Source organism: Caballeronia udeis (assembly GCF_044909315.1).
GTDB classification, from domain to species: Bacteria; Pseudomonadota; Gammaproteobacteria; order Burkholderiales; family Burkholderiaceae; genus Caballeronia; species Caballeronia udeis_A.
Genome location: NZ_JBIYEB010000001.1, coordinates 535946 through 548413, shown reverse-complemented (window position 1 = coordinate 548413; position 12468 = coordinate 535946). Strand labels below are relative to the sequence as shown.

The following is a 12468-nucleotide window of genomic DNA, read 5'->3' as shown; positions in this document are numbered from 1 at the left end:
ATAGGACCGGGATAAAACCGCGCGCTGCGGCCTCTCCTGAACGTTAGCCAGATCGCACATCCCCTCTTCTCCATTGGAGTTTCACGGTGACTCGGACAGACGCTAAAGACAGCGCACTGGTGCTGTTTTCCGGCGGCCAGGATTCGGCCACATGCCTGGCCTGGGCGCTCGATCGCTTTACGAGCGTCGAGACGCTCGGCTTCGACTATGGTCAGCGCCATCGCGTGGAACTCGAATGCCGGGAAGGTTTTCGGGCATCGGTGAAACAGCAGTTTCCGCGGTGGGCGGAACGGCTCGGCGAAGATCACATGATCGACCTGTCCGTACTCGGCGCCATCAGCGACACCGCCATGACGCGCGAGATCGAAATTGAAGCCAGCGCGAACGGCTTGCCCAACACCTTCGTGCCCGGCCGCAATCTCATGTTCATGACGATCGCCGCCGCCATTGCTTATCGGCGTGGCTTGAAGGTGCTCGTCGGCGGCATGTGCGAAACGGATTTCTCGGGCTACCCCGATTGCCGCGACGACACCATGAAGGCGTTGCAAGTCGCCCTCAACCTGGGCATGGACAGCCGCTTCCTGCTCGAGACACCGCTGATGTGGCTCGATAAAGCCGACACCTGGCGCCTGGCCGAACAGCTAGGCGGCGAGGCGCTGGTGGAACTGGTGCGCGTCGAGACTCACACGTGTTACGTCGGCGAGCGCGCCGAGTTGCATGAGTGGGGTTTCGGCTGCGGCCAATGCCCGGCATGCAAGCTGCGCAAGCGCGGCTACGAAGCCTACAAGTCGGGTGAGCAAGTCACCACCGAACCGGTCTGATCATGACGTACGCAGTAAAGGAAATTTTCTACACGTTGCAGGGCGAAGGCGCAAATGCCGGCCGCCCGGCCGTGTTTTGCCGCTTCGCCGGCTGCAATCTCTGGTCGGGTCGCGAGGAAGATCGCGCGGACGCCGTTTGCCAATTTTGCGACACGGATTTCGTTGGCACGGACGGCGAGAACGGTGGCAAGTACAAAACGCCTGCGGAGCTCGTTGCCATGATTGCATCGCAATGGCCGGAAGGCGAAGCACACAAGTTCGTGGTCTGTACGGGCGGCGAGCCCATGCTGCAGATCGACCCGCCTTTCGTCGATGCCTTGCATGCAGCAGGCTTCGAAATGGCGATTGAAACGAACGGGTCGCTGCCGGTGCTGGACAGCATCGACTGGATTTGCGTGAGCCCGAAGGCCGGCGCGCCGCTGGTCGTGACGAAGGGCAACGAGTTGAAGGTCGTCGTGCCGCAAGACAATCAGCCGCTGGCCGACTACGCAAAACTCGACTTCGAGTATTTCCTCGTGCAACCCATGGACGGCCCGTCGCGCGACATCAATACGAAGCTCGCGATCGACTGGTGCAAGCGGCATCCGCAATGGCGCCTGTCCATGCAGACGCACAAGTACCTGAACATCCCCTAACGCGAATCAAGCCCAAGCTGAGCCGACGTGCAGACGATTACCCGAAAACTTGAATTCGATGCGGGCCACCGCATCCCCGATCACCGCAGCCAGTGCCGCAATCTGCACGGTCATCGGTATGTGCTGGAAATCACGCTGCAAGGTGAACTCGTCGAAACGGAAGGCGCGCCGGATCGCGGCATGGTGATGGACTTCGCCGACGTCAAGGCGCTGGCCATGGAGCATCTCGTCAACAAGTGGGACCACGCGTTTATCGTCTATGCGCGCGACGAAGTCGTGCGAAGTTTTCTTGAGCAGATGGCCGACCACAAGACCGTCGTGCTGGACCGTATTCCCACCGTTGAAAATCTCGCTGCCGAAGCGTTCCGGATTCTCTCGGGCGTCTACAACGACCACTACGGCGTCGATCTGAAGTTGAAGCGCGTGCGTCTCTACGAAACGCCGAATTGCTGGGCGGACGTCGAAGGCGTCTGACGCTTCAGCGGTTCAGTCTCCAAGGCCCCAAGGCAGGCTCCTGCCAGCGCTCTTTTGTCACGGTATGATCTTTGAACAAGCCGCACATTTTTTGCTGCGGCGCATTCAATGAGATAGCCCTACCGGAGCGAGACATGCCTGTCAGCCATTCCGCCGCGCGTGACCTACTTGGGACCACGCGATGAGCACCTACACCAATCTCCTCAAACAGCGTTTCACCGAATCCGGCACCTTGTACGGCATGTGGCTGTCGCTCGGCAGCGCGGACGTGGCCGAAGCCGTGGCGCATGCCGGGTTCGACTGGCTGTGTATTGACATGGAGCATTCGCCCAACGACAGCCATGATGTCGTCGCGCAACTCCGTGCTATTGCCGCCGCGCACCTGCCGACCGAGCCGATCGTCCGCGTGCCGGCGCATGAAGGCTGGCTGGTCAAGCGCGTGCTCGACGCGGGCGCGCGCACCCTGATGTTCCCGAACGTGGAAACGGCGGAAGAGGCGGCACACGTTGTGCGTCTCACGCAGTATCCGAACGCCGATGCCCGCGACGGCCTGCGCGGCGCCGCCGGCGCGGTGCGCGCAGCGGCGTACGGCATCCGGCGCGATTATGTGAGTTCGGCGAATGCGCAGATATCGACCATCGTGCAGATCGAATCCGAGCAGGCGCTCGCGAATGTGGAAGCGATCGCGGCGACGCCGGGCGTGGATTGCCTGTTCATCGGGCCTGCCGATCTCGCTGCGAGCCTCGGCCACCTCGGCGATACCAAACATCCGGACGTGCAGGCGGCGATCGCGAAAATTATCGATACCGCAAAACACGCAGGTATCGCGAGCGGCATTTTCGCACTCGATGTCGCCAGTGCGCGGTCATATGCGGAAGCCGGCGTGAAGGTTGTCGCGTTGTCGGCTGATGTGGGCTGGCTGTTAAAAGCGACGCGACAGGCGTTGCAGGAGGCAAGGGCATGAAACCCGGAATATTGGGCGCAGTATCCGTAGCGTTGATGATTGTGTGCGCTGCGGCGAGCGCGCAGACCGTCAAGGGCAGTGACATGGCGACGCAAAACGCCGTCGCCGATTACAACGCGGGCAACTTCGGCGCTGCGCGCTCGGAGTTTTTGCACGCGGCGCAGAACGGCAGCCGTCTCGCCGAATTCAATTACGCGATGATGCTGGTGAACGGTGAAGGTGGCCCGGCCGATGTGGAGGAAGGCAAGAAATGGCTGCGCAAAGCGGCCGACGCCAACATGACGCAAGCGCAGTACGTGTACGGGAAGATGTACGACGATGGCGAGTTTGTCGGGCGTGATCCGGTTGAGGCGCATCGCTGGTTCTTGCGGGCGGCGAACCAGGGCCATGTCCTGGCGGAGCTCGCGCTGGCCAATCAGTTCCTCGATGGCCGCGGCACGCCGCGCGACAACGCGCAGGCGTTCGTCTGGTACAAGAAGGCCGCCGAAGGCGGGGATATGACCGCGCAATACGTGGCCGGATCGTTTTACGAGCGCGGTGGCGACGGCGTGAAGAAGAACATCAACGTGGCCCGCGCGTACTACGCGGCGGCGGCGGCGCAGGGCGATCCCGCGGCGAAGCTGAAGTTCCAGGAGCTCAGCGCGCAACTTGCGCACGAACGGCCGCAATAAAACAAAAGCCCACAATGAAATCATCATTGTGGGCTTCGCAACTGCCACGCGTAGAACCGAAAAACGCTAGCCTTTCATCAGACGCTTTTGTCGTGACACGCTCATGATGAGCCCCACCGCAACCCCCAGCGTTGTCAGCGCGGTTCCACCGTAACTCATGAACGGCAGCGGCACGCCGACCACCGGCAGGATCCCGCTCACCATGCCGATATTCACGAACGCGTAGGTAAAGAACGCCATGGTCAGCGATCCAGCGAGCAGGCGTCCGAACAGCGTCGCTCCGTTGGCCGCGATAAACAGCCCTCGCGTGATCAATGCCATATAAAGGAATAGCAGCACAAGCCCGCCCGCGAGCCCGAACTCCTCCGAAAACACTGCGAAAATGAAGTCGGTATGTTTTTCAGGGATGAATTCCAGATGCGACTGCGTGCCTTTTAACCAACCTTTTCCAAAGGTCCCGCCCGAGCCGATCGCAATGACAGCCTGAATGGTGTGAAAGCCTTTGCCGAGCGGATCGGAGGTTGGGTCGAGCAACGTACAGATCCGGTGCTTCTGGTAATCATGCATCAGCGGCCAGTTCACTTCCGGCTGGCAGATGCGTTCCTGGAATACGCCGATACTCGCGACCATCAGCACAGCGGCCACCAGCACCGGCACGATCAGCTTGAAACTCAGGCCCGCGAAATAGATCACGAAGAGGCCCGCCGCGAACACCAGCACGGCAGTGCCGAGGTCCGGCTGCTTGGCGATTATCGCGACCGGCAGGATCAGGATCAGGAAGCCGACAATGTAATCCCACCACCGGATACCGCCCTCACGCCGCTGGAAATACCATGCGAGCATCAGCGGCATCGCTATCTTCATGATCTCCGAGGGCTGGATCACCACGCCCACGTTCAGCCAGCGTTTCGCGCCTTTGCGGGTCAGCCCGAACGTGGCGACCGCGATCAGCAGCGCCATGCCGATGGTATAAAGCGGCACGGCGAAACGCATGAGCGTGGGCGGCGGCACGTTGGCGAGAATCCACATCAGCCCGAACGTCAGCATGATGTTGCGCAACTGGTCTTCCACACGGCCGGGGACATCCAGGCTCGCGCTATACAGCGTCACAATGCCCACGCACAACAGCAGGAACACGATCAGTGCGAGCGGTTTATCGAAGCCCGCAAACATGCGCTTGGCGCGTTCGAGCCAGACGCGCTTGTCGAATTGCAGCGCTTGCATGGCGATTCTCCTTTACTCGTCGATGCCGCCAGACGGTGTCAAGGTCTGGACAGCGCTTTTGCTGGTGTCGCGGGGGATGGCGACAGTGGGCGCGGGTTCTTTCGGCCGCGACGGGGGCGTTGGTGCGGCCGGTGTCCGGCGAACCTCGGCGGTACGGCTTGTTTCCTTCGCGCCGGCTGTGCCCGGTGCTTTCGACCCCGATGCTGGGCGCACGGTTTCGCGTGCTTCCGTAGCGATCGGCTGGACCGGCACGCGCGGCGCTTCCAGCGCGCGCAGCATGCTCGGCGCCGCAGGAACGGCTGGCGCCGCCGATGCAGCCGGCGCGCTCGATGCAGCATCGGCGCCGCTGCTTGCCGATGCTGCCAAGCCGGATGCTGCCGCGCCCGCACTCGCGGCCGCTGAATCAGACGCCGCCTGCGGCTTGAACGCTGGCGATACACCCGTCACCGATGCGGGCAGCGCAGCGTCCACCGGGCTTTGCGCGCCCCCGATCACGGGTGCGCCCGCATCTTCCGTCGCCGATGCGGCTGCAGCCACGGCCGCCGCTTCCGCACCTGGTTTCAGCCGGTCGACGAGATAATAATCGAGCACTTTGCGCGCGATCGGACCTGCCGATTCCGCACCCCAGCCGCCGTTTTCCACGATCAGCGCAACCGCGATAGTTGGATGATCCGCCGGTGCGAACGCGATAAACAACGCGTGATCACGCAAACGTTCCGCGATCGCGTTGTGCGAATAATTCGCGCCTTGCAGCGAATAAACTTGCGCCGTACCCGTTTTACCAGCGGCCTGATAGGGCGCGCCGCGGAAGATCTTGGCGCCCGTACCGGTAGTCACCACACCCTCCATTGCGTGCTTGATGAAGTCGACGTCCGCCTGCTTGACGGCGATCTTGTCGCTCGGATCGCGCACGGTGACGCGGATCGCCTTGCTGATCGGATTCTCGACTTCCTTGACCAGATGCGGCTTCATGACCACACCGTTGTTCGCGAGCGTCGCGGTGGCGTGCGCGAGTTGCAGGATCGTGAACGAGTTATAACCCTGCCCGATACCCAGGCTGATCGTCTCGCCTTCATACCAACGCTGTTGTTCCGGCTTCCGGTACGCCTTCTTTTTCCACTCGGTGGACGGCAGGATGCCGCGCGCTTCGCCGTTGATATCAATACCCGTGATCTGGCCGAATCCCCACGGTTTCATGAAGCCGGCCATGGCGTTCACGCCAAGATCGTGCGCCAACATGTAGAAATAGGTGTCGTTGGAGACCACGATCGCGCGGTTCATATCGACCCAGCCCTGACCCGCGCGCACGTCGTTGCGGAAGGTGTGGCCGCCGAACGTGTACGAACCCGGGTCCTGGAAACCCCAACTGGTCGTGCGTTTGTGCAGCGTCAGCGCGGCAAGTGCCATGAACGGCTTGTAGGTCGAGCCGGGCGGATAGGTGCCGTGCAGGGGCCGGTTCAGCAGCGGGTGATCGGGCGAATTGTTAAGGGAATCCCAGGTCTGCTGGTCGATGCCATCGACGAACGAATTTGGGTCGAAACTGGGCGCCGATACGAACGCGAGCACATCGCCCGTTGCGGGTTCGATAGCCACCAGCGCACCGCGCTTGCCCGCGAACGCCTGCTCGGCGACTTGCTGCAAACCGATATCCAGCGACAACACCAGGTTGTTCCCCGGCGTCGCCTGCGTGCGCGAGAGCGTGCGCACCGGCCGCCCGCCCGCGGTGACTTCCACTTCCTCAAAACCGGTCAGGCCGTGCAGCTCGGTTTCGTAGCTCTGCTCCACACCGATCTTGCCGATGTAGTCCGTGCCCTTGTAGTTGTTCGCGTCCAGGCGCGGATCGTAGTGATCGGTGTCGGCGTCGTTCTGGTCGCTCGCTTCGTCGATACGTTCCTGATCGCGCTGCGAAATCCGCCCGATATAGCCGATCACATGCGCCGCCGTGGGCCCAAGCGGGTATTGCCGGAACAGCCGTGCGCGTACTTCCACGCCCGGAAAGCGATACCGCTGAGCGGTGAAACGGGCGACTTCTTCGTCGGTGAGGCGGGTGCGGATTGGCAGGCTCTCGAAATTCTTGGAGTCCTCCAGCAGCTTCTTGAAGCGCCGCCGGTCGCGCTGATCGACGGGAATAACGGTCGCGATACGGTCGATTTCATCGTCGAGCGTGGTGTCGATCTTCGATGGCGTGATTTCCAGCGTGTAGGCCGAATAGTTCTTCGCGAGCACCACGCCGTTGCGATCGGTGATGATGCCGCGGTTCGGCACGATGGGCGCGACCGAGATACGGTTTTCATCGGCTTGCAGCGAGTATTTGCTGAAATGCCAGACCTGCAGATACAGGAAGCGCACGCCGATCAGCCCGAAACAGACGAACACGAACAGGCCGGCGGCAGCCACACGCAGGCGAAACTTCGATAACTGTTGTTCGGCGTTCTGAAATTCGGTCATGCAATGTTCGCGGGGACCGCGTGTGTGGCGTATACAGCGTGCAGCGGTTGCGGCAGACGCTTAACTAAAACTCAGATTGGCCGCGTGTCGTCGGGGTCGGTGGCGCGGCGCTGCGGAATCAGCAACAGGAAACTCGCGAGCGGCCATAAGATAGCCTCCACGAACCCGTCGATCAGATACCCCCAGCCGGGAAACGCCGCGCCGGTGAGCAGGCGGATCACGAACGGCACGATTTGCGCGCCAATCAGCAACGGCGCGACCACGAACGTTTGCACGGGCAGAGACATCCACAATACGCGCCTGTGAATGGTGATGGCGCCATACGACAACAGCGTATACGCGAGCGCGTGCTCACCGAGCAGACTGGCATTGTGAACGTCCATGAGCATACCGAGCATGAACGCGATGCCCATGCCCACGCGACGCGGCTGATGGACGTTCCAGAACAGCAGCACGACCGCGACGAAATCCGGGATGCCGAAGGTCCTGCCCCAGGGCATCAGGTTCAACAGGAACGCGGCGGCCAGACTGAACGTAATGAAGTACGGATTGACCGGCTGCAGGATGTATTGCGGACGGTTCATGGTGCTGCTCCGGGCTCGGACTTGACGGCAGGTTCAGCTTTCCTGGCGTGCCCGGATTTTTCAGCTTTCTTCGCGCTGGCGGGTTCGGTTTTCTTTACTGCCGCGGGCGGTTCGGGTTTTTTCGCGGCGGGCGCACTCGCCGCCACCGCAGGGGCGCCCGCGCTGGCGCTTTTCGCCGGTGCCGCCGCTTTGCCCTTCTTACCCTTATTGTCCTTCGCGTCCTTCGCCGCAGCAGCTTCCTCGGCCTCTTCAGGATTTGGCGGCTGGTTGACCTCATAGTGCAGCACGAGCAACTGGCGCGCGCCTCGGACCGGTGCGACCGGCAGGCAAACTACGCGGGCAAAGGCGGTATCTGCTTGTTTATCGACGCGAACTACCTTCGCCACCGGCAGTCCCGGCGGATAAATGCCATCCAGGCCGCTGGTCACGAGTTCGTCGCCGGTTTGCACGTCGGCGCTGATTGGCACGAAACGCAGATCGAGCGTGTCGCCCTTCGGCGTGCCGTAGATCACGCTGCGCAATCCGGTTCGCACGATCTGCACGGGCACGGCCTGGTCTTTATCGGAGAGCAGCGTGACTTCCGATTGCAGCGGGAACACACGCGTCACCTGCCCGATAACGCCGTCTTCGTTGACCACCGGCGCGCCGTTCTGGATGCCTTGCTGCGCACCTTTGCCAATGACGACTTTTTGAGTGAAAGGATCGCGCGTGTCGTACTGGACTTCGACAGGCGTAGTTTTCGTGCTGGCGCGCGAGCCCAACTCGAGCAGCGCGCGAAGATGCGCGTTTTCGGCATTGAGCTGGGTGGCATCGCCCGCTTTCACCGACAATTCGAGGTTCTTTTCTTTCAGTTTGGTGTTTTCATTGCGTAGGGTTGCGCTGGTGACGGCCAGATCGGCCGCGCCCATAAAAATATCGCGCGGCACGAGCGCGGCGCGCTGCAGCGGATACAAACCCGCTCCCAGCACGCCGCGCACGATCTCGAGCGTGTTGAAGCGTGCGTCGGAAATCAGCAGGGCAAGGGCGAGCACCACGAAGAAGATCAATCGCGCGAGAGCGGATGGACCTTGCTTAAAAAGTGGCGGCGGACTGTATTCCATGGTCGGCGCCGAGGGCGTGATCGGTTGGTTCGATGCTGCGGGTCCGCGTAGTGGCGCGGCCCTGCCCAGCGCTGTTCCCCGCGGGCCGGACCAAGCCGGACCACGTGAACCATTGCGCAAGTCGCATACTTCGCGCACGTCGCCGTTGCTGCATAGAGCGAGTGCGTGCTGTTGGCGCCTTAGTGAAAGGCGTCAAGACTTACTCGTAGGAGAAGATACTGCCGAGCTTGTCCATGCGTTCGAGCGCCATGCCCGAACCGCGTACGACGCACGTCAGCGGATCTTCAGCGACGAGCACCGGCAAGCCGGTCTCTTCCGCCAGCAGCCGGTCGAGATCGCGCAGCAACGCGCCACCGCCCGTCAGCATCATGCCGCGCTCGGCAATGTCGGCGCCCAGTTCCGGTGGCGTCTGTTCCAGCGCGATTTTCACCGACGACACGATCTGGTTCAGCGGATCGGTCAGTGCTTCGAGAATTTCGTTGCTCGAAATGGTGAAGCTGCGCGGAATGCCTTCCGACAGGTTACGGCCCTTGACTTCCATCTCCTTGACCTCGGAGCCCGGAAAAGCCGAACCGATTTCCTTCTTGATCGCTTCAGCCGTCTGTTCGCCGATCAACATGCCGTAATTGCGACGGATGTAATTGACGATAGCTTCGTCGAACTTGTCACCGCCCACGCGCACCGAACCCTTGTACACGATACCGCCGAGCGAAATCACGCCCACTTCGGTCGTGCCCCCGCCGATGTCGACGACCATGGAGCCCGTTGCCTCGGACACCGGCAAACCGGCGCCAATGGCCGCAGCCATGGGTTCTTCGATCAGATACACCTGCGACGCACCGGCGCCGTGGGCTGCTTCCTTGATCGCGCGGCGTTCGACCTGGGTCGAACCGCACGGCACGCAGATGATGATGCGCGGCGAAGGCGAGAACATACGCGATTCGTGCGCAGTCTTGATGAACTGCTTGATCATCTGTTCCGTGACGGTGAAGTCGGCAATCACCCCGTCCTTCATAGGCCGGATAGCTTCAATGTTGCCCGGCACCTTGCCGAGCATCTGCTTCGCTTCGCGGCCAACGGCCTGAATGGTTTTCTTGCCATTCGGACCGCCTTCTTGGCGAATGGAGACCACCGAGGGCTCGTCAAGGACGATGCCCTTGCCCCGCATGTAGATGAGCGTGTTGGCGGTGCCGAGATCAATCGCCAGATCGTTTGAAAAGTAGCTGCGCAAAAAACCGAACATTCAAAATCCTGTCTCGCTGGGAGCCGTGCCTCGCTTCGAGCGCCAAAGGACGGCAGCGGAAAAAATGACAGCCTGCAGCGGGGACCCATTTTCTGGCCACGCAAATTGCAAGACTGCGAAGAAATCTACCGGAGGATGCGAGCGAACCAGGCGCGCACTTCTCTGAAAAATCTGTAACTAAGAGTAGGCCGCTGGTAAGTCGATCCGGATTTGGGTCGAACGCGTAATGATACCTTATAATTTTGGGGTGTTCGAAGGAAAAGGACGGTACATTTTGCCGCCGTCAAGCCTGCTTTTTAGGGCTCCTTTATCTCGAATTGCAGCTCGAATTGCAGTCGCGCTGTTTGTCAGCGCGTAAGTCGAAAAAAACCGGTGATCGAATGTCCCTGACCCTGACCGATGTAAAACGCATTGCGCACCTCGCGCGGCTTGAATTGCCCGAGCACGAGGCCGAACCCACGCTTGCGCGGCTGAACGACTTCTTCGGTCTCGTCGAGCGAATGCAGGCTGTGGACACCATGGGTGTCGAACCGCTTGCTCATCCGATCGAACAGATCGAGAAAGCCGAACTGCGGTTGCGAAACGATGTTGTTACAGAGCACGTTAACCGCGAAGAGTTCCAACGCCCCGCACCTGCTGTGCGCGACGGGCTGTATCTCGTGCCCAAGGTGATCGAGTAACTGTCGTGCCTTGAGACAGCGCCTCTCGAGCAACGTATTTGAGGCAATGCAATATACGCACGAAAACAAAAAGGCGCGCGGTACCCGGCATCCGATATCCGATACCGGCGCCCATCAGGAAGAACGCAATGCATCAAAAAAGCTTGACCGAACTGCGCGCGGCACTCGATGCCAAGAGCCTCTCCGCTGTCGAACTTGCGCAGCTCTTTTTGCAGCGCATCGATGCGGCCAAGGATCTCAACGCGTTTATCAGTGTCGACCACGACCTCACACTCGAGCAGGCCAAAGCGGCGGATGCGCTGATCGCCAAGGGCGCAGCGGGTGTGCTGACCGGGCTGCCGATCGCGCATAAAGACGTGTTTGTCACCCGCGGCTGGACCTCCACGGCCGGCTCGAAAATGCTCGCCAATTACGCGAGCCCGTTCGATGCCACCGTTGTGGAACGCCTCAAGAACGCAGGCGTGGTGACGCTCGGCAAGACCAATATGGACGAATTCGCGATGGGTTCGTCCAACGAGAATTCGTATTTCGGCCCGGTCAAGAACCCCTGGGATCTGAAAGCTGTTCCGGGTGGATCGTCGGGCGGCTCGGCCGCCGCGGTCGCCGCACGCTTGGCGCCCGCTGCCACCGGCACGGACACCGGCGGTTCGATTCGCCAGCCCGCGTCGTTCACCGGCATTACCGGAATCAAGCCAACGTACGGACGCGTTTCGCGTTACGGCATGATCGCGTTCGCCTCGTCGCTCGATCAGGGCGGACCCATGGCTCGCAGCGCCTCGGATTGCGCGCTGTTGCTCAACGCCATTGCGTCGTTCGACCCGCGCGACTCGACCAGCCTGCAGCGCGAGGACGAAGATTACACGCGCTATATCGGCCAGAACTGGTCCGGCACGGACGTGGCCAAACCGCTCGCCGGCCTGCGTATTGGCTTACCGAAGGAATTCTTTGGCGAGGGATTGAGCGCCGAAGTGCGCAGCGCCATTGATGCTGCGCTGAAGCAATACGAAGCACTGGGTGCCACGCTGGTCGAGGTGTCGTTGCCGAAGACCGAGCTGTCCATTCCGGTGTATTACATCATCGCGCCGGCGGAAGCATCGTCGAACCTGTCGCGTTTCGATGGCGTGCGTTACGGGCATCGCGCGGCTGAATACACCGACCTTCTCGATATGTACAAGAAGTCGCGTGCCGAAGGTTTCGGACCGGAAGTGAAGCGCCGGATATTGGTGGGCGCGTACGTGCTGTCGCACGGTTATTACGACGCGTATTACCTTCAGGCGCAGAAAATCCGTCGCATCATCGCGCAGGATTTCCAGGAAGCCTTCAATCACTGTGACGTGATCATGGGACCCGTGGCGCCATCGGTGGCATGGAATCTCGGCGAAAAAGCCGATGACCCGGTCCAGATGTACCTAGCCGATATCTACACGCTGTCGATCAGCCTCGCCGGCTTGCCGGGCATGAGCGTGCCCTGCGGTTTTGGCGCTGCGGGCAGCGCGCATGCCACGCGCCCAGTCGGCCTGCAGATCATTGGCAACTATTTCAACGAAGCCCGGTTGCTCCAGGTCGCCGACGCGTTTCAGCGCGCGACAGACTGGCACGTGCAATCACCGGCAGGAGTATGAGT

Annotated in this window: 12 protein-coding genes; 7 read left to right on the top strand and 5 right to left on the bottom strand. The window is 61.2% G+C overall.

All coding sequences use genetic code 11. The features are described 5' to 3' along the window. Window positions 1-86 precede the first annotated feature (86 nt). The 5 genes from queC to ABH944_RS02550 all read left to right on the top strand — a co-directional run bounded on the left by queC (window position 87) and on the right by ABH944_RS02550 (window position 3565). Window positions 87-821 (top strand): 7-cyano-7-deazaguanine synthase QueC, encoded by a 735-nt coding sequence (gene queC / locus ABH944_RS02570; RefSeq protein ID WP_404604220.1) that lies wholly within the window; start codon window positions 87-89, stop codon window positions 819-821. A gap of 2 nt (window positions 822-823) precedes the next feature. Next, complete coding sequence (gene queE, locus ABH944_RS02565) at window positions 824-1456, top strand: 7-carboxy-7-deazaguanine synthase (RefSeq protein WP_404604219.1); 633 nt, start codon at window positions 824-826, stop codon at window positions 1454-1456. 27 nt (window positions 1457-1483) lie between these two features. Next, complete coding sequence (gene queD / locus ABH944_RS02560; RefSeq protein WP_062082379.1) at window positions 1484-1930, top strand: 6-carboxytetrahydropterin synthase QueD; 447 nt, start codon at window positions 1484-1486, stop codon at window positions 1928-1930. A gap of 181 nt (window positions 1931-2111) precedes the next feature. After that, window positions 2112-2894 carry an HpcH/HpaI aldolase family protein gene (locus ABH944_RS02555; protein ID WP_404604218.1) on the top strand — a complete coding sequence of 261 codons (783 nt, stop codon included), beginning with the start codon at window positions 2112-2114 and terminating at the stop codon, window positions 2892-2894. Window positions 2895-2929: 35 nt separating this feature from the next. Then, a complete protein-coding gene (locus ABH944_RS02550) occupies window positions 2930-3565 on the top strand; it encodes a tetratricopeptide repeat protein (protein WP_404604285.1) in 636 nt (211 codons plus the stop codon). A 66-nt stretch (window positions 3566-3631) separates the two neighbouring features. On the opposite strand, the gene rodA is transcribed toward ABH944_RS02550, so the two are convergent. From rodA to ABH944_RS02525, 5 genes are all read right to left on the bottom strand, one after another. Further along, window positions 3632-4780 carry a rod shape-determining protein RodA gene (gene rodA / locus ABH944_RS02545; protein WP_404604284.1) on the bottom strand — a complete coding sequence of 383 codons (1149 nt, stop codon included), beginning with the start codon at window positions 4778-4780 and terminating at the stop codon, window positions 3632-3634. A gap of 21 nt (window positions 4781-4801) precedes the next feature. Next, the gene (mrdA, locus tag ABH944_RS02540) at window positions 4802-7237 is read right to left on the bottom strand and encodes a penicillin-binding protein 2 (RefSeq protein WP_404604217.1); all 2436 of its coding nucleotides are present in this window, start codon (window positions 7235-7237) and stop codon (window positions 4802-4804) included. Window positions 7238-7308: 71 nt separating this feature from the next. Continuing rightward, window positions 7309-7821, bottom strand: coding sequence for a rod shape-determining protein MreD (gene mreD / locus ABH944_RS02535; RefSeq protein ID WP_089166503.1), 513 nt, complete (start codon window positions 7819-7821; stop codon window positions 7309-7311). Continuing rightward, the gene (mreC, locus tag ABH944_RS02530; protein ID WP_404604216.1) at window positions 7818-8921 is read right to left on the bottom strand and encodes a rod shape-determining protein MreC; all 1104 of its coding nucleotides are present in this window, start codon (window positions 8919-8921) and stop codon (window positions 7818-7820) included. Before mreC ends, mreD begins: the two co-directional genes overlap by 4 nt. A gap of 199 nt (window positions 8922-9120) precedes the next feature. Next, entirely contained in the window at window positions 9121-10164 is a 1044-nt protein-coding gene (locus ABH944_RS02525) for a rod shape-determining protein (RefSeq protein ID WP_017772379.1), read from the bottom strand. A 380-nt stretch (window positions 10165-10544) separates the two neighbouring features. On the opposite strand from ABH944_RS02525, the gene gatC reads away from it, so the two are divergent. Together gatC and gatA are read left to right on the top strand one after the other, a co-directional pair. Beyond that, entirely contained in the window at window positions 10545-10844 is a 300-nt protein-coding gene (gene gatC / locus ABH944_RS02520) for an Asp-tRNA(Asn)/Glu-tRNA(Gln) amidotransferase subunit GatC (RefSeq protein WP_404604215.1), read from the top strand. Window positions 10845-10972: 128 nt separating this feature from the next. Next, window positions 10973-12466: an Asp-tRNA(Asn)/Glu-tRNA(Gln) amidotransferase subunit GatA gene (gatA, locus tag ABH944_RS02515; protein ID WP_404604214.1), complete on the top strand. Its 1494-nt coding sequence runs from the start codon at window positions 10973-10975 to the stop codon at window positions 12464-12466. The last annotated feature ends 2 nt before the right edge of the window (window positions 12467-12468 follow it).

Excerpts from the sequence above, each read along its gene's own strand:
- mreD (WP_089166503.1), bottom strand. The coding sequence starts at position 7,821 with ATGAACCGTCCGCAATACATCCTGCAGCCGGTCAATCCGTACTTCATT.
- ABH944_RS02555 (WP_404604218.1), top strand. The coding sequence starts at position 2,112 with ATGAGCACCTACACCAATCTCCTCAAACAGCGTTTCACCGAATCCGGC.
- ABH944_RS02550 (WP_404604285.1), top strand. The coding sequence starts at position 2,930 with ATGATTGTGTGCGCTGCGGCGAGCGCGCAGACCGTCAAGGGCAGTGAC.
- ABH944_RS02525 (WP_017772379.1), bottom strand. The coding sequence starts at position 10,164 with ATGTTCGGTTTTTTGCGCAGCTACTTTTCAAACGATCTGGCGATTGAT.
- queE (WP_404604219.1), top strand. The coding sequence starts at position 824 with ATGACGTACGCAGTAAAGGAAATTTTCTACACGTTGCAGGGCGAAGGC.
- gatA (WP_404604214.1), top strand. The coding sequence starts at position 10,973 with ATGCATCAAAAAAGCTTGACCGAACTGCGCGCGGCACTCGATGCCAAG.
- gatC (WP_404604215.1), top strand. The coding sequence starts at position 10,545 with ATGTCCCTGACCCTGACCGATGTAAAACGCATTGCGCACCTCGCGCGG.
- mrdA (WP_404604217.1), bottom strand. The coding sequence starts at position 7,237 with ATGACCGAATTTCAGAACGCCGAACAACAGTTATCGAAGTTTCGCCTG.
- mreC (WP_404604216.1), bottom strand. The coding sequence starts at position 8,921 with ATGGAATACAGTCCGCCGCCACTTTTTAAGCAAGGTCCATCCGCTCTC.